Origin of the sequence: Mesorhizobium sp. M2E.F.Ca.ET.209.01.1.1 (genome assembly GCF_004010375.2) — a bacterium.
Lineage (GTDB): Bacteria > Pseudomonadota > Alphaproteobacteria > Rhizobiales > Rhizobiaceae > Mesorhizobium.
Genome location: NZ_SADP02000020.1, coordinates 22,152 through 44,924 on the forward strand (window position 1 = coordinate 22,152; position 22,773 = coordinate 44,924).

22 protein-coding genes and 1 pseudogene are annotated in these 22,773 nt (G+C 64.6%); 13 read left to right on the forward strand and 10 right to left on the reverse strand.

What is annotated here, in order from left to right; genetic code table 11:
- Positions 1-72 precede the first annotated feature (72 nt).
- A complete protein-coding gene (locus EN852_RS27895) occupies positions 73-459 on the forward strand; it encodes a DUF983 domain-containing protein (protein ID WP_127879035.1) in 387 nt (128 codons plus the stop codon).
- Positions 460-477: 18 nt separating this feature from the next.
- Here EN852_RS27895 and EN852_RS27900 read toward each other — a convergent pair whose 3' ends face one another.
- Positions 478-1,035, reverse strand: a complete 558-nt coding sequence (locus tag EN852_RS27900; protein ID WP_127879033.1) for a GNAT family N-acetyltransferase — start codon at positions 1,033-1,035, stop codon at positions 478-480.
- A gap of 44 nt (positions 1,036-1,079) precedes the next feature.
- The gene (locus EN852_RS27905) at positions 1,080-1,790 is read right to left on the reverse strand and encodes a DNA helicase (protein WP_127879031.1); all 711 of its coding nucleotides are present in this window, start codon (positions 1,788-1,790) and stop codon (positions 1,080-1,082) included.
- Positions 1,791-2,075: 285 nt separating this feature from the next.
- On the opposite strand from EN852_RS27905, the gene EN852_RS27910 reads away from it, so the two are divergent.
- Positions 2,076-3,074 carry a hypothetical protein gene (locus EN852_RS27910; protein WP_127879030.1) on the forward strand — a complete coding sequence of 333 codons (999 nt, stop codon included), beginning with the start codon at positions 2,076-2,078 and terminating at the stop codon, positions 3,072-3,074.
- Positions 3,075-3,199: 125 nt separating this feature from the next.
- On the opposite strand, the gene EN852_RS27915 is transcribed toward EN852_RS27910, so the two are convergent.
- The gene (locus EN852_RS27915; protein WP_127879028.1) at positions 3,200-3,649 is read right to left on the reverse strand and encodes a GatB/YqeY domain-containing protein; all 450 of its coding nucleotides are present in this window, start codon (positions 3,647-3,649) and stop codon (positions 3,200-3,202) included.
- A gap of 261 nt (positions 3,650-3,910) precedes the next feature.
- Here EN852_RS27915 and carA point away from each other — a divergent pair, with 261 nt between their 5' ends.
- Positions 3,911-5,158, forward strand: a complete 1,248-nt coding sequence (gene carA / locus EN852_RS27920) for a glutamine-hydrolyzing carbamoyl-phosphate synthase small subunit (protein WP_127879026.1) — start codon at positions 3,911-3,913, stop codon at positions 5,156-5,158.
- A gap of 81 nt (positions 5,159-5,239) precedes the next feature.
- Here the strand turns inward: carA and EN852_RS27925 are convergent, their stop codons facing one another.
- The 4 genes from EN852_RS27925 to mntR all read right to left on the reverse strand — a co-directional run bounded on the left by EN852_RS27925 (position 5,240) and on the right by mntR (position 8,522).
- Positions 5,240-6,526, reverse strand: a complete 1,287-nt coding sequence (locus tag EN852_RS27925) for a TCR/Tet family MFS transporter (protein WP_127879024.1) — start codon at positions 6,524-6,526, stop codon at positions 5,240-5,242.
- 164 nt (positions 6,527-6,690) lie between these two features.
- On the reverse strand, positions 6,691-7,602 hold the full coding sequence (locus tag EN852_RS27930; protein ID WP_127879022.1) for a neutral zinc metallopeptidase: 912 nt from the start codon (positions 7,600-7,602) through the stop codon (positions 6,691-6,693).
- Between the two features lie 177 nt (positions 7,603-7,779).
- Positions 7,780-7,968: a hypothetical protein gene (locus EN852_RS27935; RefSeq protein WP_041002355.1), complete on the reverse strand. Its 189-nt coding sequence runs from the start codon at positions 7,966-7,968 to the stop codon at positions 7,780-7,782.
- Positions 7,969-8,063: 95 nt separating this feature from the next.
- On the reverse strand, positions 8,064-8,522 hold the full coding sequence (mntR, locus tag EN852_RS27940; protein ID WP_041002353.1) for a manganese-binding transcriptional regulator MntR: 459 nt from the start codon (positions 8,520-8,522) through the stop codon (positions 8,064-8,066).
- 221 nt (positions 8,523-8,743) lie between these two features.
- Here mntR and EN852_RS27945 point away from each other — a divergent pair, with 221 nt between their 5' ends.
- The 4 genes from EN852_RS27945 (at position 8,744) to EN852_RS27960 (ending at position 12,474) form a co-directional block, all read left to right on the forward strand.
- Complete coding sequence (locus EN852_RS27945) at positions 8,744-10,102, forward strand: Nramp family divalent metal transporter (RefSeq protein WP_127879020.1); 1,359 nt, start codon at positions 8,744-8,746, stop codon at positions 10,100-10,102.
- 36 nt (positions 10,103-10,138) lie between these two features.
- Positions 10,139-10,987 (forward strand): methyltransferase domain-containing protein, encoded by an 849-nt coding sequence (locus tag EN852_RS27950; protein WP_127879018.1) that lies wholly within the window; start codon positions 10,139-10,141, stop codon positions 10,985-10,987.
- An 85-nt stretch (positions 10,988-11,072) separates the two neighbouring features.
- Positions 11,073-11,723 carry a dihydrofolate reductase family protein gene (locus EN852_RS27955; RefSeq protein WP_127879016.1) on the forward strand — a complete coding sequence of 217 codons (651 nt, stop codon included), beginning with the start codon at positions 11,073-11,075 and terminating at the stop codon, positions 11,721-11,723.
- A 100-nt stretch (positions 11,724-11,823) separates the two neighbouring features.
- Positions 11,824-12,474 (forward strand): glutathione S-transferase family protein, encoded by a 651-nt coding sequence (locus EN852_RS27960; protein ID WP_127879014.1) that lies wholly within the window; start codon positions 11,824-11,826, stop codon positions 12,472-12,474.
- Between the two features lie 12 nt (positions 12,475-12,486).
- On the opposite strand, the pseudogene EN852_RS27965 reads toward EN852_RS27960, so the two are convergent.
- A pseudogene (locus EN852_RS27965) lies at positions 12,487-13,353 on the reverse strand (LysR substrate-binding domain-containing protein).
- Between the two features lie 99 nt (positions 13,354-13,452).
- On the opposite strand from EN852_RS27965, the gene EN852_RS27970 reads away from it, so the two are divergent.
- Positions 13,453-14,052: a LysE family translocator gene (locus tag EN852_RS27970; protein ID WP_127879012.1), complete on the forward strand. Its 600-nt coding sequence runs from the start codon at positions 13,453-13,455 to the stop codon at positions 14,050-14,052.
- 177 nt (positions 14,053-14,229) lie between these two features.
- Here the strand turns inward: EN852_RS27970 and EN852_RS27975 are convergent, their stop codons facing one another.
- The gene (locus tag EN852_RS27975; RefSeq protein WP_127879010.1) at positions 14,230-15,024 is read right to left on the reverse strand and encodes an SDR family oxidoreductase; all 795 of its coding nucleotides are present in this window, start codon (positions 15,022-15,024) and stop codon (positions 14,230-14,232) included.
- A gap of 188 nt (positions 15,025-15,212) precedes the next feature.
- Between EN852_RS27975 and EN852_RS27980 the strand changes: the two genes are divergently transcribed.
- Positions 15,213-15,677, forward strand: coding sequence for a MarR family winged helix-turn-helix transcriptional regulator (locus EN852_RS27980; protein ID WP_127864593.1), 465 nt, complete (start codon positions 15,213-15,215; stop codon positions 15,675-15,677).
- 31 nt (positions 15,678-15,708) lie between these two features.
- Here EN852_RS27980 and EN852_RS27985 read toward each other — a convergent pair whose 3' ends face one another.
- On the reverse strand, positions 15,709-16,887 hold the full coding sequence (locus tag EN852_RS27985; RefSeq protein WP_127879008.1) for an MFS transporter: 1,179 nt from the start codon (positions 16,885-16,887) through the stop codon (positions 15,709-15,711).
- A gap of 193 nt (positions 16,888-17,080) precedes the next feature.
- On the opposite strand from EN852_RS27985, the gene EN852_RS27990 reads away from it, so the two are divergent.
- The 4 genes from EN852_RS27990 (at position 17,081) to carB (ending at position 22,758) form a co-directional block, all read left to right on the forward strand.
- Positions 17,081-17,437, forward strand: coding sequence for a helix-turn-helix transcriptional regulator (locus EN852_RS27990; protein WP_127879006.1), 357 nt, complete (start codon positions 17,081-17,083; stop codon positions 17,435-17,437).
- 3 nt (positions 17,438-17,440) lie between these two features.
- Complete coding sequence (locus EN852_RS27995) at positions 17,441-18,199, forward strand: metallophosphoesterase family protein (protein WP_127879004.1); 759 nt, start codon at positions 17,441-17,443, stop codon at positions 18,197-18,199.
- Between the two features lie 92 nt (positions 18,200-18,291).
- Complete coding sequence (locus tag EN852_RS28000; protein WP_127864589.1) at positions 18,292-19,095, forward strand: SH3 domain-containing protein; 804 nt, start codon at positions 18,292-18,294, stop codon at positions 19,093-19,095.
- 159 nt (positions 19,096-19,254) lie between these two features.
- Positions 19,255-22,758, forward strand: coding sequence for a carbamoyl-phosphate synthase large subunit (gene carB, locus EN852_RS28005; protein ID WP_127864588.1), 3,504 nt, complete (start codon positions 19,255-19,257; stop codon positions 22,756-22,758).
- Positions 22,759-22,773 lie beyond the last annotated feature (15 nt).

Sequence of the window (22,773 nt, forward strand, 5' to 3'; positions counted from 1 at the left end):
TAATGATATATGTATGTATCCGAGATCTCAAGGCCGGCTTGGCCTCACGCGAGATCCACTGGAGCGACGATCATGGAAGACCATGCGCATTATCCACCCCTGGTGCCTTGGCAGGTGGGAATCCGGGGCCGCTGCCCGCGCTGCGGAGAGGGCCACCTGTTCGACGGTTTCCTGAAACTGGCGCCGAAATGCGATGTCTGCGGGCTCGACTATTCCTTTGCCGATCCCGCCGATGGCCCGGCCTTCTTCGTCATCTGCTTTGCCTGTGTGCCTTCGGTGTTGTTCGCCGTCTGGGCGCAGGTGACCTTCGAGCCCTCCATGTGGCTCCACGCCTTCGTTTCGATCCCGATCGTTCTCGCGACCTGCATCCCGCCGCTCAGGCCGCTCAAAGGCTGGCTCGTGGCGAGCCAGTTCTACCACAAGGCGGAAGAAGGAAGGCTGGCCAGGCCCGGCGAGTGACCGCCCAACCGCTTGGATCTAAAGATCGATCCGATATTTGAGGCTTTCAGCGCCGCCATAGGCGGCTACCTTGGTGAAGCGCCCGACAAGGATGCCGCCATTGGCGAGGGTCACCTTCTGGGATGCAAGATTGTCGAGGTCCGTGGTGATCTCGACATGGTCCAGGCCCACTGCCCTCGCCTCGCCAAGCATCAGCCGCAACGCTTCGGTGGCGTAACCGCGCCCCTCTTTCCACGGCACCACCGCATAGCCTATATGGCCAAGCACGTGCGGCGGCAGCGCCGATGTGCCTCTTTGCCAGCGCAGCCCTATGGAGCCGGCAGCCTCGCCATCCCAAATCCAGCGCCGGAAGCCGGGCAGGCGCGGCACGGTCGTGCCGTCGGGCAAGGTGATGGGCGGCCCCTTGGCCTCGGGGTCGTCTAGGCTGGCGAGAAATTCGACGGGATCTTTCTCGATCGCCGCAAGCTGCTCGCGCGTCGCTTCCAGAAGCCGCACATTGTCGGGCGACCAGCCGCGCTCCAGCGCCACCTTGTAGGATGGCAAATGTTCGAGCGCGGGCTTGACGATTTCGATCATGTTCGTTCCTGTCGAGATCGGCATAGCCGCGGCGCGGATCGCCCTCAAGCCGCCTGGAACTGGATTTCGCCCTTGTTGAGGAAACAGGCCTTGTCGAACAGCGACAGGTCGAGCGGGTTCGGCAGCCGTATATCACCCATATCCGGGAACGGCTTCCGGGCGGAATCGTATGATCTGTCGATCTGCGAGATGAATACCAACACCAGTTCACGTTTCCGAGCGAACGACCTCAAGGCGCCGATCTGGACCATGAGCTCGGGATTGTCCCGCTTCTGGTCGAGCAATTGTAGATAGTCGACGACCGCCAGCGTGCCGCGCGGCGCGAATTGCAACCTCTCGATGATGTAGGCCGCGCAGATGGCGTCGGAATTGTCGAACTCGAACAGCTGGTCAAAATCGGCAGGGTCGGCGCCGATGTCCCGGTACCGATTGAGGATGTCGGCATGCACATATTCCAGGGTGAAGAATACGGCGCGATTGCCCTGTTTCATGGTCGCCACGGCAAGTTCGAGGCTCATCAGAGTCTTGCCCTGGCCTGGCCGCGCCGCCACGAGCACCATGTCGCCGGGCATAAGCCGCGCCAGCAGCTTGTCGCCAGGCGTCGCCTCAGCGGCCTTGGCCGCAAGCAGGCTCCAGTTGCCAAAGCCTTCCTTGGCGGCAATGCGGTCGAGCGCCTCATGAAGGGGAACTTTTTCCCGGCGGGACAGGAGCCTCGCCTGGCGTTTCAGACGATAAACGGGCGCGGAAAGCCGCATCGAAAAACCTCATGCCGCGAGCAGTCTCGACAACCCCTCCTTATGCCTGGCGCTCGAACATTTGGTTGGGTGATGGACTGCCCTGCATGAACGATGCTTCCCGATGGAGGGAGGAGGCGTGGGCGCGCCGAGAATCAGATGATAGCTCAATCGAAGCGGACGGAAAATCCGACCTCCAAAAGGCGTCGCTAAACTAGAAGTGTTTCGCCGATGGATGCGAGACCTTCTATGATTAGTCTAGGGTGATTCACGGGTACGAGACATTTCGACAGGAGGGGCAAAACGGTGCGGTTGAGATCTGTTCCGCCGGGTGTGGCCATCTTTTGCCTTCTCGCAATCCTGGCCGCGCTGACGGCATCGGTCAGCTCATTTGCCGCCTTGCGGCCGTCGACCATTCCCGATTGGCTGCAGCGCCATGTCGGCGATGGCGAGGGCCAGATCTCTGAGGTTGTGCTGGAGCGGGCGCGCGCGCTCTACCAGAAGAAAGTCAGCGACGGTTCGGTCAGCAACCCATGCTATTTCGCCATGGATGCGACGCGCCCCGGCGACTTGGGCAGCAGCGTGCTCGGCCAGCGTTACTACATCATTTGCGAAGCCAAGCAGCTGTTCCGCGCGGTTTCCTCGGGCCATGGCGGCGGCCGCAACCTGAAAGGCGTCGCCGATTTCTCCAACGGCAGGCGCTGCGCGAAGAACTTCGGCAACGCGATGGATTCCGAGCTGACGGCGGGCGGCGCCTATATGACGGCGGAGACCAAGACCTCGTTCAAGGGCTATTATCGCGTCGGCGCGCAGAACGCCGTGTTCATGCGCAGCTTCATCCAGTTCGACGGCGAAGGCGAGACGGCGAACGCCAGGCAACGCGTCATCGGCGGGCATCCGGCGGCGATCCTGAAGGGCTTGTGCATGCGCAAGAACCCGCAAAGCTCTTACGCCGACCACGACGGCTTTGTGCCCTACGGCAAGCTGGTGAATTATGCCGGCGGCCGCAGCAATGGCTGCACCAGCTGGTCGCCGGCCGATGCCGAGCAGATCATCCCTCTCGTGAAGAACAGCCCGACGACACTCTACATCTATCCGGAATCGCGCGACATCGCCGCGGTCGCGCACGCCAAGTCGAGCGGCCAGGCGCTCTCAGCCGCGGGAGCCTATTGGAACGCCTCCTGCCTGAAGGAGATCGGCACTCCAAAGTTCTGGCCGAAGAAGATGCTGGAGCCGATCATCGCGCAATACAAGAAGGACCATCCGGCGCCACCGCCGCAGCCGGTGCCGATCTGCAAGGACTGAGGCAATTCCAGTAAAAGTGTCTAATGGTTTCCGTCCGGAATTGCGAAAAAACAGAGAGCGAAAAAGCAGAGAGATAGAGCGGTTCGCCGGTTCCCTGAAACGGCGAAACTTTGTGAGGCTGCCGCTTACTGCAGCAGCCCCTTAATGATGGCGCTCGCCTTGGCGAAGTCCATCTGGCCCGCATGTTTCTGCTTCAGCGCGCCGATCACCTTGCCCATGTCCTTCTGGCTGGCGGCGCCTGTCGCCGCGATCGCCTCGCGCGCCGCGGCCGTGATCGCCGCGTCGTCGAGCTGCGTCGGCAGGAATTCGCGGATGATCTCCATCTCGCCGCGTTCCTGCGCCGCCAGTTCCGGCCGCTTGCCGTCCTCGAAGGCCTTGGCCGATTCCTCGCGCTGCTTCACCATCTTGGCGAGGATTTGCAGGATCTCCTCCTCGCTCGCTGGAGGCTTACCGGCGCCGCGATTGGCGATATCGCGGTCGTGGATGGCGGCCTGAATCAGCCGCAGCGTCGGCAGGCGGTGCTTGTCCTGCGCCTTCATCGCGCTCTTCATGGATTCGGCGATTTTCTCGCGCATCGTGCTTCTCCCTTCGAATGCGGCGGACAATAGCTTTGCCGGCCGCGTGACGCAAATCCCGGCAAGCCGCTGATATTGCTGGACGAATGGAAAACAGGGCTGGCTGGCGGCGTCCGCATTGACCGTTCGGATGCCATCGCCTATGTACTCGGTCCTGCATGAGACAATGAGTTTACGCGCGGAGGCTGGGAAATCCTGCTTCGCGCTTTGCTGCGCGAGTGGTCCCGTTGACCAGTCGCAGCGCCTGACAGGAGTGCCGCCATGGCCACGACCACCGCCCCCTGGGCCACCGAAAAGCCGACCGCCCTTCTGGTGCTCGCCGACGGCACGGTGATCGAGGGGCGCGGTCTCGGCGCCACCGGATCGGCCGTTGCGGAAGTCTGTTTCAACACCGCGCTGACCGGCTACGAGGAGATCCTCACCGATCCCTCCTACGCCGGCCAGATCGTCACGTTCACCTTCCCGCATATCGGCAATGTCGGCACCAATGACGAGGATATCGAGGACTTGCATCCGGCGGCCCGCGCCGGCGCTGTCGGCGCCATCTTCAAGGCCAATGTCACCGACCCGTCAAACTATCGCGCCGCCGGCCATCTCGACCAGTGGCTGAAGCGGCGCGGCATTGTCGCGCTGTCCGGCATCGACACCCGCGCGCTGACCGTGCTGATCCGCGAGAAGGGCATGCCCAATGCCGTCATCGCGCATGCGCCCGACGGCGTTTTCGACATCGAGGAGCTGAAGCGGCAGGCAGCGGCATGGTCGGGCCTGATCGGCCTCGATCTCGCCAAGGAAGTGACGTCCGGCCAGTCCTCGGTGTGGCGCGAGACGCCCTGGGTCTGGAACGAGGGCTATGGCGAGCGGGGCGTGCCGTCGATGCATGTCGTGGCCATCGACTATGGCGTCAAGCGCAACATCCTGCGCCTGCTGGCGGGCCTCGGCGCCAAGGTCACCGTCGTCCCCGCGAAGACCGACGCCGACGAGATCCTGGCCATGCAGCCCGATGGCATCTTCCTGTCGAACGGCCCCGGCGATCCGGAAGCGACCGGTGAATACGCCGTGCCGGTGATCCAGAACATCTTGAAGACCGACATCCCGGTGTTCGGCATCTGCCTCGGCCACCAGATGCTGGCGCTGGCGCTCGGCGGCAAGACCGAAAAGATGCATCAGGGCCATCATGGCGCCAATCATCCGGTCAAGGACCACACCACCGGCAAGGTCGAGATCGTCTCGATGAACCATGGTTTCGCCGTCGATGCCGACTCGCTGCCCGAAGGCGTCGAGGAAACCCATGTCTCGCTCTTCGACGGCTCCAACTGCGGCATCGCGCTGACCGGCCGTCCGGTGTTCTCGGTCCAGCATCATCCCGAGGCCTCGCCCGGCCCACAGGATTCGCACTACCTCTTCCGCCGCTTCGTCAACCTGATCCGCGAACGGCGCGGCGAGGAAGCTCTGGCGGAACGGCCTAGCTCAAACAGCAGCCAGCCTAGAGCAATTCCAGGAAAAGTGTGAGCGGTTTTCCGTCCGGAATGCGTAAAAACAAAGAGTTAGTGTGTTTCACCGTTTCCGCGAAACGGTGAAACACACTAGGCTTCAGGCAGCGTCGGTTGCTGTTTCCTGCGTATGCGCCGGCTCCTGCGCGTGCATGCGCTCGACTTCCTTCGGCGTCGGCTTGGCCACCTTCGTCACAAAGACGATGACCGCCAGCGTCAAGAAAATCGCGCCGAGCACATAGGGCGCGCCGCCGAACACGACCGGCGCGCTCGGTCCGGTGAACCAGGAAAAGATCGCCGTGTAGAGCAGCGGCGTGACGATCGAGGTGATCGAGAAGATCGAGGTCATCGCGCCCTGCAATTCGCCCTGCGCCGAAGGCGGCACCTTGGCGGCGGCGAGGCTCCTGAGCGGCGGGTCCGCCAGCGATTCCAGGCAGCCGGCGACGATCACCGCATAGATCATCCAGCCTTGCGTCGAAAACGCATAGCCGAAGGCACTGAGCGCGGTGAAGGTCAGCCCGATCGCCGCCGTCTTCCATTCGCCGAGCTTCGGGATGACGCGGGGCAGCACCGTCGCCATGACGATCGCTCCGCACAGTCCGAAAACGCCGAGCGAGAACCCGATCTGCTGCTGGTTCCAGCCGTAGCGGTAATTGGACACGAACGACCACACCGCCGGATACATCATGTGGCCGAGCGTCATCAGGAAGAACACCAGCCCGATCCAGCCGATGCCCGGATAATTGCGCATCTGCATGAGCGTGCCGACGGGATTGGCGCGCTTCCAGTCGAAGCGGCGGCGGTGTTTTTCGTCCAGCGTCTCCGGGAGGAAGACCATCGCGATCAGGAAATTGACCAAAGCGAGCCCGGCGGCGAAATAGAACGGCACGCGCGGCCCGAAGGTGCCGAGCACCCCGCCCAGCACCGGGCCGATGACGAAGCCGACGCCAAAGGCGATGCCGAGCAGGCCGAAATTCTTCGACCGGTTCTCGTCGTTCGAGATGTCGGCTACGAAAGCGGACGTCGTCGAATAGCTGGCGCCGGAAATACCCGCGAGCACGCGGCCGATGAACAGCATCGGATAGGACCAGGCGATGGCGCAGATCAGATTGTCGATCGAGAAGGTCAGCACCGAGGCAAGCAGGACCGGCCGGCGCCCGAAGCGGTCGCTCAACCCGCCGATGATCGGCGCGAAGAAGAACTGCATCGCCGCATAGACGAAGAACAGCCAGCCGCCCTCGATCGCGGCCTCGCTGACGCTGACGCCGCTCAGTTCCTCAAGATAGGCCGGCAGCACCGGCATGATGATGCCGAAGCCGATGATGTCGAGCAAAAGCGTCGTGAAAACCAGCGCAAGGCCCCGCTTGGCGGTTTTAGGGTCGATCATGACGATAAGCTCCTCATCCACCCGGGGCACCGGCGGGATGGACCTTATAGGCGAGGTTGGCTGCGGGAACAATCCGCGAACGAACACGAATGCCTTATGCTGACATCACTTGCCAGCTGTCGCCGATCGCGGATCGTCATCCGAAAAGGAGCGGCAGCGCCGCCTCAGATCGGACCGCTCATCGTGTTGCAGTCGGACAGCTTGCCGCTCTTGAAGCCGCGCGCCAGCCAGGTCTGCCGCTGCTGCGAGGTGCCATGGTTGAAGCTCTCCGGCACGACATAGCCTTGCATCTTCTTCTGCAGCGTGTCGTCGCCGATCTGCTTGGCGGCATTGAGCGCGCTTTCGATGTCACCTTGCTCCAAAATACCCTTCTGCTGGGTGAAATGCGCCCACACCCCGGCGAAGCAATCGGCCTGAAGCTCGATGCGCACCGAGAGCTGGTTGGCGTCGACTTCGCTCATGCCCTGCCGCATCTGGTTGAACTTGTCCATGATGCCGGTGAGGTTCTGCACGTGATGGCCGACCTCATGCGCCACCACATAGGCGCGCGCGAACTCGCCTGAGGCGCCGAACTGCTGGTCAAGCTGCTGGAAGAAGGTCATATCGAGATAGACCTTGTGATCACCCGGGCAGTAGAACGGCCCGGCCGCCGCCGAAGCGAAGCCGCAGGCCGAACGAACCTGGCCGCTGAACAGCACCAGCTTGGGATCTTCGTAGGTCAGACCTTGGGATTTGAAAATGCCGGTCCAGGTGTCCTCGGTATCGGCAAGCACGGTCGCGACGAACTGCTTCATCTCGTCATTGGCGGGCGCGTTGCCCTCGTCCTGGGTCTCGGTGATCTGGCCGCCGCCACCGGGCAGCAGGCCGCCGTCGCCGCCGCCCAGGATCTGCGACGGGTCGAAGCCGAAATACCATCCCGCGAGCACAACCAGGATGACCAGCAGGATGCTGCCGCCACCGCCTGTGCGGCCGCCGATCGGAACGCGGAACTGGCCGCCGCCACCCAATCCGCCGCCACCGCTGTCGCTGCGGTCATCCTCGATGTTGTCGCTCTGACGACGGCCTCTCCAAAGCATGGCAACTCCTCGCAATGCGAATGTCCTGGAGGGACTGGCCCGCGACCACCCCCTTCAGACAATTATCGCAACGGCTGGCCCAAGTCACAGAATTTCTTGCGCCCGAACAATGCGCGGGCAGGGGGAAACTCCGATCGGGCCGGTTAATTTCCACTCCCGATAAACCGGCTGAAAACCTCAGCTTTTCTGCTTGGCGCCGGCGCTTTTGCCATCCGAACTCTTCGAACGTTCCTCGAAGCGCGCCGCGCCTTTCTTCAGCGGATGGCCGGTCTCGGCCTCGGTCTTGCGCTCGTCCCTGGCGGCAGCCTGGCGCAACCCCCGGGCCGCCTGTTTCCCCTTGGCGGTCGGTGCCTGTTCGATACCCATTGCTTCCTCCCTAAGCGCGATGATCGCGCGATGTGGGAAGTAATGCGGCGAAGATCAGTCGGTTCCGCTTCAACGCGGTCGGATGGATCGAATGCCTACGCCTGGCGATGCGTCATCGCCCGGCGGAAGGCGTCCAGCGTTTCGGCGCTGACATGGTGCTCGATGCCCTCGGCATCGATGCGCGCCGTCTCGGCGCTGACGCCCAGCGAGCGCAGGAAGGCCTCCACAGTCTGGTGCCGGATGCGGCTTTCCTCGGCGACCTTGCGGCCGGCCTCGGTCAGGAACACGCCGCGATAGGGCTTTCGCGAGACCAGTCCGTCGGCGCACAACCTGGTCAGCATCTTGGCAACCGTCGGCTGCGCGACGCCGAGCCTTGCCGCGATATCCACCTGCCGCGCCTCGTTGCCGTCCTCGATCAGGTCGGCGATCAGCTCGACATAGTCTTCGACCAGCGCGCTGCGGCGCGCCTGGCGCTGCTGCCGGAATCCTTCCGAATGGATTTCGGCATCGGGAAGCGGCTCCTCGCGTCGAACTGGTTTGTTCCTAAGCGCCAATATGCGCTCCTCCTGAATCGGGATCGCATCCATAGCACGAAACCCCTGATGATCCGGCCGTTTATTTGCATTCCCGCGCGGGCGCAACCGGCGTTTCCGCCGCCCGCCCTGGAGCTTGCTCCCGCGGATCACGAAAGCATTATCAATGAAATATAGCCTATTGCATAATGTTGAGCCATGGCATAGATAAAAGGTACTTCGATAGTTCCAGCGGAAATCCCATGTCCGATGCCGATGCAGCAACCGTAGCCCGACCCGCGTGGCGATTCGACAGGCCGGACGACGAGCAGCCCAGCCTGCGCGAGGTGAACGCCTCGATCGCGGTGCCGCGGACCGGCATCTGGTTCCGCCGCCTGTTCGCCTTCATGGGACCGGGCTACATGGTTTCGGTCGGCTATATGGACCCCGGCAATTGGGCGACCGACCTCGCCGGTGGCGCGCAATTCGGCTACACGCTGCTTTTCATCATCATGCTGTCGAACCTGATGGCGATCCTACTGCAGGCGCTGGCGGCACGTCTCGGTATCGCCACCGGCCGCGATCTTGCCCAGGCCTGCCGCGCCTACTATCCGCGCCCCGTCAATCTGATGCTCTGGATCGCCTGTGAACTGGCGATCATCGCCTGCGACCTCGCCGAGGTGATCGGCACGGCGATTGCGCTGCAGCTTCTGTTCGGCATTCCGCTGGTCGGCGGTGCCATGCTCACCGCGCTCGACGCATTCCTGGTGCTATTGTTGATGAACAAGGGCTTCCGCTATCTCGAGGCCTTCGTCGTCGCGCTGCTGATCATCATCTTCGGCTGCTTTGCCATCCAGATCTTCGTCGCCGCGCCGCCGGCCGGCACCATCCTGCACTCAATGTTTGTGCCGTCATCCGAAATCGTCACCAATCCGGCGATGCTCTACATCGCCATCGGCATCATCGGCGCGACGGTCATGCCGCATAACCTCTATCTGCATTCCTCGATCGTGCAGACCCGCGCCTATGAGCGAACCGATGCCGGCAAGCGCGACGCCGTCAAATGGGCGACGGCGGATTCCACCATTGCGCTGATCCTGGCGCTGTTCGTCAACGCGTCGATCCTGATCGTCGCGGCGGTCGCTTTCCACGATACCGGCCATCACCACGTCGCCGAGATCGGCCAGGCCTTCGAGCTGCTGTCGCCGCTGCTGGGCTTGAGCATCGCCTCGATCCTGTTCGCGGTCGCGCTGCTTGCCTCCGGCCTCAACTCGACGGTCACGGCGACGCTCGCCGGCCAGATCGTGATGGAAGGCTTTTTGCGCCTGCGCATCCCGCAATGGGCACGCCGGCTCCTGACGCGCGGCATCGCCATCGTCCCCGTCGTGATCGTCACCGCGCTCTATGGCGAGAAGGGCACGGCCGAGCTTCTTGTGTTCAGCCAGGTTGTGCTCTCCATGCAACTGCCCTTCGCAGTCATCCCGCTGGTGCAGTTTGTGTCCGACAAGAAGAAAATGGGCAGCTTCGCCATACCGCGCGGCGTTGCAGCGCTGGCATGGGTAGTGGCCGCGATCATCCTCGTTCTCAATTTCAAGCTGCTCTACGATACCTTCGCCGGCTGATCGCGACATTCCAGCCGGACGCGCTATCTTGGCGCTATGGCAGAACCGGACGAAGCCCGCAGATTCTACGCCAGGCTGATGGCAGCGCAGGCGCGGTCGGCCGATCCGCGCATCGAGGAGGTCTTCGCCTCGGTGCCGCGCGAGGCCTTTCTCGGCCCGGGACCGTGGACGGTGTTTGCCGGCGAAGGCCGGTTCGAGACGCCGAGCGCCGATCCGAGCTACATCTATCAGAACGTGCTCGTCGTGCTCGATGCCGACAAGGGCATCAACAATGGCGAGCCGCTCCTGCACGCCATGTGGCTCGGCAAGGTCCAGCCGAAACCGGGCGAGGCCGTCACCCATATCGGCGCCGGCACCGGCTATTACACGGCGCTGCTGGCGAGACTGGTCGAGCCGGGCGGCAGCGTCACCGCCGTCGAGATCGAGCCCGACCTTGCCGCGCGCGCCAAAGCAAACCTTGCAGCTTACGACAACGTCGAAATCGTCCAGGCCGACGCCGTCGCCAATCCATTGCCGCCCTCCGACATCATCTATGTCAATGCCGGCGTCGTCGCCCCGCCCGCAGCGTGGCTGAAGGCGTTGAAGCCCGGCGGTCGCATGATCTTCCCGTGGCGCCCGTCCGAAACCGTCGGCCTCGCGGTCCTCATAACCTGCCTGGGAAACGGCTTCGCGTGCCGGCCCTTCATGGGCTCCTGGTTCATCCCTTGCGTCGGCGCCTCCGCTGTCGAGCCGGGTGCGAAAATACCGAATCGCGAGCGCGCCGCGCGCACGCGATCGGTCTGGCTGATGGCGGACAAGGCTCCGGACCGCACGGCGACCGCCGTCTTCGAGCAGGTCTGGTTCTCGTCGCGCCGCATCACGGGCCCTAAATCCGGAAAAATTTGATGGCGCATGTCGTGAAGCCGCTCGCTCGTTCGTCGTTACGTTGAACCCGCTGTGACGGCGGAGGAACAGCAAAGGAGAAGAGCACATGCGCAAGATCATCGCCGCCACCTTCGTCAGCCTCGATGGTGTGATGCAGGCACCGGGCGGGCCGGAAGAGGATCCGGTCGGCGGCTTCAAATTCGGCGGCTGGACGTTCCATTATTTCGACGAGGTCGCGGGCACGGCAATGGAGGAACTGTTCGCCAAACCCTTCGACCTGCTGCTCGGCCGCAGAACCTACGACATCTTCGCCGCGTACTGGCCGTATCAGAAAGATTCGATCGCGGATGTTTTCAACCCGGCGACCAAATATGTGGCGACGCACCGGCCGGATTCGCTGACCTGGCAGAACACCCAGTCGCTCGGGCCCGACATCGTCGCCAGGCTCAAGGAACTCAAGCAGGAAGACGGGCCGGACCTGCTCATCCAGGGCTCAGGCGATCTGATCCAGACCCTGCTCGCCAACGGGCTGATCGACGAGATTCGCCTGATGATCTTTCCGCTGCTGCTGGGTAAGGGCAAGCGGCTATTCGACGACAATGCGATGCCGGCGGCGTTCAAGCTCGTCAAGTCGCAGGCTACCACCACCGGCGTCATCATGGCGACCTATGCGCGCGCCGGCGAAATCCGTACGGGCTCGTTTGCCCAGCAGGAGCCTTCGCAAGCCGAGCTCGAACGACGCAGGACCTGGAAGTAGCAATGGATGCGGGCGGGGCCGGCCTCGCCGCCGCCTCGCCCGCGACCGATGCCTTTCCCGGGACCACGAGACATTCGACGCCATCACAAGGACCCTGCCGATGATACCCACCATAACCGCCTTTGAACGATCGCCCGATGGCGGCAGGGGGCTGGCGCGCGACATGCAAGTGCGCTGGGCGCTCGAGGAAGTCGGACAAGCTTACGACGTTCGTCCCGTCTCGTTCTCTGCGATGAAGCAGCCGGCGCATCTCGCGCTCAACCCTTTCGGCAGTATCCCGACCTACGAAGAAGGCGATCTCGCTCTGTTCGAGTCAGGCGCGATCGTCCTCCACATCGCGGTGCGTCACCCGGGACTGTTGCCCGACGAAGCGAACGCCCGGGCGCGCGCCGTCGCCTGGATGTTCGCCGCGTACAGCACGGTGGAGCCGACGATCCTCGAGCGCGCAACCGCCGTGATCCTGGAGCGCGACGCGCCGTGGCACGATGAGCGCTTGCCTCTGGTCGACGACCGGATCCGCAAGCGGCTGGGCGAGCTCTCCCGCCATCTCGGCGATTCCGACTGGCTCGATGGCGACTTCAGCGCCGGCGACCTTGTCATGGTGGCCGTGCTGCGCCGGCTGCAGCGATCGGGACTGCTGAACGAATTCCCGAACCTTGCCGCCTATGTCGCCCGCGGCGAGGCGCGGCCGGCCTTCAAGCGCGCCTTCGACGCGCAATTGGCGGTCGCCATGGCGGCAGCGAATGGCTGACCGACGGCCGCGTCAGGCCGCCTGGCGATAGCGCGCCAGTCCCTCGCGGATGTGGCCGGCAAAAGCCTGCGCGGCCGGCTGGGCGGCATGTTTCGGCAGATGCAGGTTGACGGAGAAATTCGGCAGCGCCGGGAGCCCGGCATCGGACAGGATGTCGAGATCGGCCGGCACCGTCGAGGCAAGCCAGGTGGTCACCGCAAGGTCGGAGCGCACCGTCGCGGTCGTGGCATCGATGTTGCCGTTTTCGAACACGGTGCGCCAGTCGAGCCCATGCTCGGCGAGCGCCGCCAGCACCGCCGGCCGGAAGGCGCAGGTGTCGGCGACGATGGAGACCGGCAACGGCCGCTTCAGGCGGGCCGCGCCGCCCCTTGCGCCGACCCAGACCAGTCAGTCGACGAGCAGGCATTCGCCGGCGCTGGGACCGACGCGTTCCTCGATGACGGCAAGGTCGATGGTCCCCGCAGCCAAGGCCGCCGCGAGTTCCGGCGACGAGGCGCAGACCAGCGAGATCTCCACCTGCGGATAGGCTTCGGCATAGGCTTTCAGCACGGGCGCGAGCAGCGTGCCGACGAGATCGTAAGGCACGCCGATCCGCACCTGTCCGGCGACCACCTTGCCCTTGATCTCGCTGAGGATCTCGTCATTGAGCTGCAGCAGGCGCCTGGCCTTGTCGAGCAGCCGCTCGCCGGAACGCGTCAGCTTCAGGCCGCGGCGGTCGCGCTCGAACAGGCTTTGCCCCAGCACCTCCTCCAGCCGCTTGACCTGCTGGCTGACGGCGCCTTGCGTCAAATGAAGCGCATTGGCCGCCGCCGTCATGCTGGCCTTGTCGGCGGTGGTGACGAAGGTGCGGACGAGGGTCGTGTCGAGATCGCGGATCATGGCTTCCATTATAATTGCTAATGCAAACCATATCAAACATTGCATTTACTGATGCCGTGAAGCGCCTAAGCATGCCGGCTTCTCGAATAGGAAGACCGCATGTCCGAAACCATCATCCCGCTGGTCCTGTTCGCGCTGATCTCGACCGCGACGCCCGGCATCGCCACAACGCTCTCGACCGCCTCCGGCGCGCAATTCGGCTTTCGCCGTTCGGTGCCGCTAATGGCCGGCAGCGCCGCCGGTTTGGCTACCGTGGCCGCCGCGGGGGCGGTGGGCCTCGCCGGCCTGCTCGCCGCCGTACCATCCCTGCAGCTTGCGATGAAAATTATCGGCTCGCTCTATCTGATCTGGCTGGCGATCAAGATCGGCCGCAGCGGCCCACCCAACCTCGACATCAGCATGGCCAGGCCGAACAGCTTTTTCGGCGGCGCCGGCATCCAGTGGATGAACCCAAAAGGCTGGGCGATGGGGCTGGGCGCTGCGGCGTCCTTTGCCGCGCTCGCCGACGGCCCCTTGCAGCTAGCGCTGCTGCTGGGCGCCGTGTTCGGCCTCGCCGCTGCCTTCTCGCTGTCCTTGTGGTGCGTGGCGGGAACCTTGCTTGCCCGCCTCCTCAAGACGGAGCGCCAGTGGCGGGCGCTCAACATCGTGCTCGGCCTGCTGCTGGCCGCCTCGATCCTGCAGATGTGGCGGCCCGCCTAACGCTGGTTCCTCGCCCCCACGAAGGTGGGGGAGAGGTGGCTCGGCGAAGCCGAGACGGAGAGGGGGACTGGCGCCACAGCACCCAGTATCCCGCGACGAACTCGCCCTACGAAGACCCCCTCTCCGGCCGCTTCGCGGCCACCTCTCCCCCGCTTTGCGGGGGCGAGGAACCTGCTCTCAGACCGCGTAGCGCGCCGCCGGCTTGCCTGAGAACAGGCTGCCGAAGAACTGGTCCCTGGCGCCGAGATAGGTCGCCAGCCCGGCCGCGTCGGCAAGGCCGGGCGCGGTGACGGTCTCGCCCTGGGCGAACCCGGCAAGTGCCGCGTCGACCAGATCTTCGGCGCTCATGATCCAGTCAGGATTGATCCTGTCGAGGCTGATGCCGGAGACGTCCCACAACTCGGTGCGGATCGGTCCAGGCACCACTGACTGGACCTTCACATTGGTGCCGGCGACTTCCTTCTGCAGCGCTTCGGTGAAGTTGGCCACATAGGCCTTGGTGCCGCTGTAGATGCCGCCGACGGCGATGCCATAGGCAACGACCGAGGCGATGTTGATGATGCCGCCGCGATTACGCGCAAGCAAGCCCGGCAGCACCGCGCGGGTCAGCCTTGTCAGCGCAATGACATTGACCTTGATCATGCGCTCCGCCGAGTCAGCGTCGGCGTCGGCAATCGTCTCCAGACCGGCCACGCCGGCATTGTTGATCAGCAAGGTCACGCTATCATCCGTCGCGACCGCCTGCTCGACGCGGCGTAGATCGGCATCGACGGAGAGATCGGCGACAATCGTCTCGACCTTGCGGCCATAGGCATAGGCGAGCCTGTCCGCCACCTCCTGCAGCCGGTCGGCGCGGCGCGCCACCAGCACCAGATCGTAGCCCTGCCCCGCCAGCCGGTCGGCATAGACCGCGCCGATGCCCGACGATGCGCCGGTAATCACGGCCGTGCCCTTGTTGTCCTTCGTGCTCATTGTCCTGTTCCTTTGTTCGCTTCGCTTGGCCGGGCGCCGATGATCGCTTCACCGGCCGAGCCTTGATTTCCATTAGTGGCATATGCCACTTTCAGGGAAGTAGGTATATGCCACTATCTTGTCAACGGCGGCCGCGAAAACTATTTTTGCAGTAGGCTGGCGCGTCCTTGCGCCGGCAAGGAGTGATTATGACCGAAGCTCGGAAGCCCGGATTCAGCGACTGCAACAACGCCACGCTGCGCCGCGCCGCGCGCAGCCTCGGCCGCTTCTATGACGACGCGCTGGGGCCAACAGGTCTGAAGAGCACGCAGTTCGGTATGCTCTTCCAGATCCACATCAGCGATGAGCCGGCGATGGGCACCATCGCCGAGGCGCTGATCATGGACCTCTCGGCGCTCGGTCACACGCTGAAGCCGCTGATCCGCGACGGTTATGTCGAGACCTTTCCCGACAAGGACGATCGCCGCGTCAAGCGCGTGCGGCTGACGCCGCAAGGCCAGGCCAAGCTCGACGAGGCGCTCAAGCTCTGGAGCGTCGCGCAGCGGCAATTCGAGAACAAGGTCGGCGCGGAGCAGGCGGCAAAGCTGCGCGCGGCGCTGGACGCCGTGGCGGATCTCGATCTGGAAATGCCAGCGGCCGCTCCTTCGAACTGAAGAAGCGGCCACCGATCAGGATTAAAAGCAGTTATTCGGCTGGCATCGCGACCGGGCGCGCGAACACACGACCAGCCAACACGATACCCAGACCTAGGATCGGGAATACTGCGGCGATCAGGCCGAGATCGGCCGGTGCGCCGAAGCGCAGCACGGCGGCGCCGACCACCGCGCCCAGCGCCACGCCGAAATAGAGCGCCGAAGCATTGAGCGACAGCACGATCGGGGCGGCGTCGGGCGCGATCTTGAGGATGCGGCTCGCCTGCGCCGGCGGGAAGGCCCAGCCGACAATGCCCCAAGGCACCATCATGGCCATCAGCGCTGGCCCGGCGATCGAATGCGGCAGGAAGGTCGGGATCAGCGAGAAGGTGACGAGCATCGCGGCCGACAGCGTCAGCGACCAGGCGACGGTGCGGGTCGCGCCGAAGCGGTCGGCGGCCTGGCCGCCGGCGATGTTGCCGATGACGGCGCCGACGCCGAAGGCGAGCAGCATGCCCGGCAGCGCGATCGGCGAGAGCCCGCCACCCTGAATGGCCAAGGGCGCGATGAAGGCAAAGACGGTGAACGCGCCGATCAACGCAAGCGCAGTCGTCAGCAGGATCGGCATCACGCCGGGGCGCACAGCCGCCGCCAGCCTGCGCTTCAGCGGCAGCCTGGTGCCGATGATGCCGCGCGGCAGGCGCCACCACAGGATCGCGCCCGACAGCGCGCCGAGCGCGGCGATGGCGAAGAAGGTGCCGCGCCATCCGGCGATCGCCGCGACCAGCGCGCCGAGCGGCGCACCGACCGCCACTGCCACGGTGGTGCCGCCAACGACGACGGCGATGGCGCGCGCCCGGTGGTGGTCGTCGACCAGCGCCACGGCCGTGCCTTGCGCGGTCGCCGCGAACAGGCCGGACGACAGCGCCATGACGATGCGGGCGATCAGAAGCAGCTCGAACGACGAACTCACCGCCGCCACCAGATTGCCGATGACGAAGAAGACCAGCGTCCACAGGATGACGCGCCGCCGGTCCCACTCGCCGGTCAGCGTCGCCAGCACCGGCGCGCCGATCGCATAGGCGAGCGCGAAGGCGGTGATCAGCGAGCCGGCGAGCGGCACCGAAATGCCGGCGTCGGACGCGATATCGGGAAGAAGGCTTGAGATGACGAAGCCTTCGGTAGAGATCGCAAACGATCCGAGCGCCAGCCAGAAGATCCGCTTGTCCATGGGGATTGTCCTTAGTTCAAAAGTTATTGAACAATTGGACATAGCAGGGCATGATGTCAACCGAGCCGGGATAAAATAGCTGAACCCTGCTGACAGCCCTGTGTCAGGACGGGGCCGAAAGAAGGAGGCTGCGTCTACCGGCAGGGAAAGGAGCCGCGTTGAAGTTCGTTCAGTTTGTGCTTAATTCTGGGTCATGACCTTGCCCCATCCAGCCACCGACCAGATCAGCCTGCCGATCGTGCTTGCCGTGCTCGGCGACCCGACCCGGCTTTCCATCGTGCGCTATCTGGCTCGCGAGGAAGGCGTGCCGATGAACTGCAGCAAGTTCCTCGACCTCGCCTCCAAGACCAATCTCAGCTACCACCTCGCCAAGCTGCGCGAGGCGGGCGTCACCCGCAGCGAAGCGGTCGGCACCAGCCGGCTGATCACGCTGCGCCGCGACGATCTCGACAAGCGTTTTCCGGGCCTGCTCGACAGCGTGATCGCCGCGGCTGACGGCGACAAGGATCTGCCGGCGGTCGGCACCGCCGAAGTCGAGGTTTCGGCCTGATCCATGCGCATCGCAGTCCTCGCCGACATCCATGGCAACGTACTCGCATTGGATGCCGTGCTCGACGATCTCGAGCGCCGTGGTGGCGCCGATCTCACCGTCAATCTCGGCGACTGCGTCTCCGGACCGCTCTGGCCGCGCGAGACGATGGAACGGCTGCAGGCGCTGAACCTGCCGACGGTGCGTGGCAATCACGACCGCCGTGTCGCGCAAGACCCGGCCGACGAAACCATGTGGCCGTCCGATCGCTATGCAAAGGAAAGGCTGACATCAGCGCAACGCGAGGCCTTGCTTGCCTTGCCGCTGACATTGGAGATCGCGCCCGGCGTCGTCGCCTTCCACGCCCGCCCGGACCATGACGAAAAATATCTTGCCGACGCCATTGTCGGCGGCCAGCTGGTACGTGCGCCGCTGGCCGCCATCAGGCGCCGGCTTAAGCCGCTCGATCCGGCCTGCCGCCTGGTGCTGTGCGGCCACAGCCATCGCAGCGAACTGGTCCGCATCCCCGGCGGTCCGGTCATTTTCAATCCCGGCAGCGTCGGTTGCCCGGCCTATGACGACGACACGCCGCCGGCGCATGTCTCCGAACAAGGCTCGCCGCACGCCCGCTACGGCATTGTCGAGCTGGGCGCCGACGGCCGTCCCCGCCGCTTCGAGACCATCGCCGTCGACTACGACCATGAAGCCGCCGCAAAGCAAGCCGAACAAGCGGGAAGACCGGAATGGGCGCAAGCGCTGCGGACAGGTTTTATGAAGGATTGAGCGAAGCTCATATCCAGGATTGAGCGCGCCTCATATCCAGGATTGAGCATGGCTCGTATCGATCGCCACGATTTGAAGTGCATGGCCGAGGGATGAAGCGCAAAGTTACGCTCCGATCGACGCTGCTGATCGCCGCTCCTTTGTGTCTGGCCGCCCTCCCGGCCCTGGCTCAGGATGCGCCAGGCACAATCATCTCGATCATCGGCGGCCTCGCGCCGGATGATTTGCTCAACATCCGCGCCACCGCTTCACCGGGCGGAAAGATTGAAGCCCGGCTGCCCAACGGCGCGGCGGTGAAAAATTACGGCTGCAAGACGGTCAACAACAATCCATGGTGCAAGGTCGAGGACACGCAGGACGCCCGCATCACCGGATGGGCGCCGGCGCGCTATCTCAGCCCCAATAACCCGGCGTCGCCCCCTGAAGACAGCGCCGCGCCGGCGGCTGCGGCTGCCGCGCCTCAGCCACCTCCTCCCGAAGAGCCGCAGGCTGACATGGCGGCGCGCCTGGGCGGCGAGCCGGCCGATCCGCCTTCCGCGACCGAGATCGTCAGGACCGCCATGCTGGACGCCTACGGTCTCGCTTTCGTGACCTCGGCGAGCACCGAATCCGATGCCCCTGCCCCGGACGCGGCCGGCGGCATTCCCTGCGCGCGCCACATCGGCCAGCCGATGACCCGCTGCGCGGTGACTGTCGCGCGCAAGGATGGCGACAGCGATGTCACGGTGACTTGGCCGGATGGCGGTGTGCGCATCATCACCTTCCATGGCGGCCAGCCGAGCAGCTCGGACTCGTCCGAAAAATTCCGCTTCACCCGCGAAGGCACGCTCAACATGATCCGGATCGGCGTTTCAGAGCGCTTCGAGATCACGGATGAGCTGGCGCTGGGGGAATAGCGGGCCAACCAATAACCCGCATTTTCGGGGTTACATCCCGCAAAACTCTTCCCTATAAGGCCCTCCTAGCCTGATACCAGAATCGCAAGCACAACCGGCCGGGTCCTCCCCCCGTCCCGGTTTTTCGTGCAAGCCGCTCGCCGAACGGATTTTTCGACTATGCCAAGACGCACCGACATCAAGTCGATCCTGATCATCGGGGCCGGCCCCATCGTCATCGGCCAGGCTTGCGAGTTCGACTATTCCGGCACCCAGGCCTGCAAGGCGCTGAAGGAAGAGGGTTTCCGCGTCATCCTGGTCAACTCCAATCCGGCCACCATCATGACCGATCCGGAGCTGGCCGACGCCACCTATATCGAGCCGATCACGCCCGAAGTGGTAGCCAAGATCATCGCCAAGGAGCGGCCGGACGCGCTGCTGCCCACCATGGGCGGCCAGACGGCGCTCAACACCGCGCTTTCGCTGCGCCGCATGGGCGTGCTCGACCGCTACAATGTCGAGATGATCGGCGCCGATGCGCATGCCATCGACAAGGCCGAGGACCGCGCGCTGTTCCGCCAGGCGATGAGCAAGATCGGGCTCGAGACGCCGCGCTCGATGCTGGCCAACGCCACCGACGTCAAGAACGCCGACCGCAAGACGCATGAGGCCGAGCGCGCCGCGCTGAAGGCCGAGAACCCGGAAAACCTCGACGCCGCGCTCGATGCGCTGGAAACCCGCTGGAACCTCGGCGAAGGCGACCGCAAGCAGCGCTATATCAGCCACGCCATGGCGATCGCCGCCCAGGCGCTCGACCATGTCGGCCTGCCGGCCATCATCCGCCCCTCCTTCACCATGGGCGGCACCGGCGGCGGCATCGCCTACAACCGCGCCGAATTCTACGACATCGTCCAGTCCGGCCTCGACGCCTCGCCCACCACCGAGGTGCTGATCGAGGAAAGCGTGCTCGGCTGGAAGGAATATGAGATGGAGGTCGTCCGCGACAAGGCGGACAACTGCATCATCATCTGCTCGATCGAGAACCTCGATCCGATGGGCGTGCACACGGGCGACTCGATCACCGTCGCGCCGGCGCTGACGCTGACCGACAAGGAATACCAGATGATGCGCAACGCCTCGATCGCGGTGCTGCGCGAGATCGGCGTCGAGACCGGCGGCTCCAACGTCCAGTTCGCCGTCAACCCGGCCGACGGCCGCCTGGTCGTCATCGAGATGAACCCGCGCGTCTCGCGCAGCTCCGCCTTGGCTTCGAAGGCCACCGGCTTCCCGATCGCCAAGGTCGCCGCCAAGCTTGCCGTCGGCTACACACTGGACGAGCTGGAGAACGACATCACCGGCGGCGCGACGCCGGCCTCCTTCGAGCCGACGATCGACTACGTGGTCACGAAAATCCCACGCTTTGCCTTCGAGAAATTCCCCGGCGCCGAGCCGGTGCTGACCACCGCCATGAAGTCGGTGGGCGAAGTGATGGCCATCGGCCGCACCTTCCAGGAATCGCTGCAGAAGGCCCTGCGCGGACTGGAAACCGGCCTGACCGGTCTCGATGAGATCGAGATCCCCGGCCTCGGCCATGGCAGCGCGCCCGCCAGCCACACCGACGACCGCAACGCGATCCGCGCCGCGCTCGGCACGCCGACGCCCGACCGGCTGCGCATGGTGGCGCAGGCGATCCGCATGGGCACTTCGCTGGAAGACGTGCACGCCATGTGCAAGATCGACCCGTGGTTCCTCGAGCAGATCGCCGGCATCATTGCCATGGAAGAACGCATCCGCGAGCACGGCCTGCCGCAGGATGCCGTCAACCTGCGCATGCTGAAGGCGATGGGCTTTTCCGACGCCCGCCTCGCCTCGCTGACGAAGGCCGATGCCGAAGCCGTCCAAAAGGCCCGCGAAAAGCTCGACGTTCATCCGGTCTACAAGCGCATCGACACCTGCGCCGCGGAGTTCGCCTCGCCGACCGCCTACATGTACTCGACCTATGAAGTGCCTTTCGTCGGCGAACCCGCCAACGAGGCGCGCGTGTCGGCGCGCAAGAAAGTCGTCATCCTCGGCGGCGGCCCGAACCGCATCGGCCAGGGTATCGAGTTCGACTATTGCTGCTGCCACGCCGCCTTCGCGCTGCGCGACGCCGGCTATGAAGCGATCATGGTCAACTGCAATCCGGAGACGGTCTCGACCGACTACGACACTTCCGACCGCCTCTATTTCGATCCGCTGACGGCGGAGGACGTGCTGGAGATCCTGCGCGCCGAGCAGGCCTCGGGCGAGCTGGTCGGCGTCATCGTCCAGTTCGGCGGCCAGACGCCGCTGAAGCTGGCCGATGCGCTGGAAAAGGCCGGCATCCCGATCCTCGGCACCTCGCCCGACATGATCGATCTCGCCGAGGACCGCGACCGCTTCCAGAAGCTGCTGCACAAGCTCAACCTCACCCAGCCGAAGAACGGCATCGCCTATTCGGTCGAGCAGGCCCGCCTCGTCGCCGGCGAGCTCGGCTTCCCGCTGGTGGTGCGCCCCTCCTATGTGCTCGGCGGCCGCGCCATGCAGATCATCCATGACGAAAGCATGCTGCAGACCTACCTGCTCGACACCGTGCCCGGCCTGGTGCCGGAGGACATCAAGCAGAAATACCCCAACGACAAGACCGGCCAGATCAACACGCTGCTCGGCAAGAACCCGCTTCTGTTCGACACTTATCTGAAGGGCGCCATCGAGGTCGATGTCGACTGCCTGTGCGACGGCAAGGAGACCTTCGTCTCCGGCATCCTGGAGCATATCGAGGAAGCCGGCATCCATTCTGGCGACAGCGCCTGCTCGCTGCCGACGCATTCGCTGCCGTCCGACCTCGTCGACGAGCTGGAGCGGCAGACGGCGGCACTCGCCCGCGCGCTCAACGTCGGCGGCCTGATGAACGTGCAATACGCTATTCAAGACGGCACGGTCTATGTGCTTGAAGTGAACCCCCGCGCGTCGCGCACCGTGCCCTTCGTCGCCAAGACCATCGGCCGTCCCATCGCCAAGATCGCAGCGCGCATCATGGCCGGCGAGACGCTGGAAAACGCCTTCGCCCATTACGGCGCCATGCCCGACCCGCGCAATCCCGGCCACATCGCGGTCAAGGAAGCCGTCTTCCCCTTCGCCCGCTTCCCCGGCGTCGATATCCTGCTCGGCCCGGAAATGCGCTCGACCGGCGAGGTCATGGGCCTCGACCGCGACTTTGCGCTGGCCTTCGCCAAGAGCCAGCTCGGCGCCAATGTCGACCTGCCCCGCTCCGGCACGCTGTTCGTCTCGGTGCGCGACGAGGACAAGAAGGGCATCCTGCCGGCGGTCAAACGCCTGGCCGGCCAAGGCTTCAAGGTGCTCGCCACCTCGGGCACCGCCCGCTTCCTCGCCGAGAACGGCGTGGTCGCCGAGAAGATCAACAAGGTGCTCGAAGGCCGCCCCCACATCGAAGACGCCATCCGCAACCGCCAGGTCCAGATCGTCTTCAACACGACAGACGGCCAGAAGGCGGTGTCGGACTCGAAGTCGCTAAGGCGTGCGACGCTGATGCAGAAGGTGCCGTATTACACGACGCTTTCAGGCGCGGCGGCCGTGGCCGAGGCGATTGCGGCGTTGAGGGCGGGGAATTTGGAGGTACGGCCGCTGCAGGAGTATTTTGGGTGAGCGAATCATCTTGGG

Bases quoted from the DNA above. Each gene is read 5' to 3' on its own strand.
- EN852_RS27930 (WP_127879022.1), bottom strand. From the start codon at position 7,602: ATGCTTTGGAGAGGCCGTCGTCAGAGCGACAACATCGAGGATGACCGC.
- EN852_RS27915 (WP_127879028.1), bottom strand. From the start codon at position 3,649: ATGCGCGAGAAAATCGCCGAATCCATGAAGAGCGCGATGAAGGCGCAG.
- EN852_RS27960 (WP_127879014.1), top strand. From the start codon at position 11,824: ATGATACCCACCATAACCGCCTTTGAACGATCGCCCGATGGCGGCAGG.
- EN852_RS27905 (WP_127879031.1), bottom strand. From the start codon at position 1,790: ATGCGGCTTTCCGCGCCCGTTTATCGTCTGAAACGCCAGGCGAGGCTC.
- EN852_RS27950 (WP_127879018.1), top strand. From the start codon at position 10,139: ATGGCAGAACCGGACGAAGCCCGCAGATTCTACGCCAGGCTGATGGCA.
- EN852_RS27935 (WP_041002355.1), bottom strand. From the start codon at position 7,968: ATGGGTATCGAACAGGCACCGACCGCCAAGGGGAAACAGGCGGCCCGG.
- EN852_RS27980 (WP_127864593.1), top strand. From the start codon at position 15,213: ATGACCGAAGCTCGGAAGCCCGGATTCAGCGACTGCAACAACGCCACG.
- EN852_RS27925 (WP_127879024.1), bottom strand. From the start codon at position 6,526: ATGATCGACCCTAAAACCGCCAAGCGGGGCCTTGCGCTGGTTTTCACG.
- EN852_RS27990 (WP_127879006.1), top strand. From the start codon at position 17,081: ATGACCTTGCCCCATCCAGCCACCGACCAGATCAGCCTGCCGATCGTG.
- EN852_RS27945 (WP_127879020.1), top strand. From the start codon at position 8,744: ATGTCCGATGCCGATGCAGCAACCGTAGCCCGACCCGCGTGGCGATTC.
- carB (WP_127864588.1), top strand. From the start codon at position 19,255: ATGCCAAGACGCACCGACATCAAGTCGATCCTGATCATCGGGGCCGGC.
- carA (WP_127879026.1), top strand. From the start codon at position 3,911: ATGGCCACGACCACCGCCCCCTGGGCCACCGAAAAGCCGACCGCCCTT.
- EN852_RS27955 (WP_127879016.1), top strand. From the start codon at position 11,073: ATGCGCAAGATCATCGCCGCCACCTTCGTCAGCCTCGATGGTGTGATG.
- EN852_RS27985 (WP_127879008.1), bottom strand. From the start codon at position 16,887: ATGGACAAGCGGATCTTCTGGCTGGCGCTCGGATCGTTTGCGATCTCT.
- EN852_RS27900 (WP_127879033.1), bottom strand. From the start codon at position 1,035: ATGATCGAAATCGTCAAGCCCGCGCTCGAACATTTGCCATCCTACAAG.
- EN852_RS27895 (WP_127879035.1), top strand. From the start codon at position 73: ATGGAAGACCATGCGCATTATCCACCCCTGGTGCCTTGGCAGGTGGGA.
- EN852_RS27975 (WP_127879010.1), bottom strand. From the start codon at position 15,024: ATGAGCACGAAGGACAACAAGGGCACGGCCGTGATTACCGGCGCATCG.
- EN852_RS27995 (WP_127879004.1), top strand. From the start codon at position 17,441: ATGCGCATCGCAGTCCTCGCCGACATCCATGGCAACGTACTCGCATTG.
- EN852_RS27970 (WP_127879012.1), top strand. From the start codon at position 13,453: ATGTCCGAAACCATCATCCCGCTGGTCCTGTTCGCGCTGATCTCGACC.
- EN852_RS28000 (WP_127864589.1), top strand. From the start codon at position 18,292: ATGAAGCGCAAAGTTACGCTCCGATCGACGCTGCTGATCGCCGCTCCT.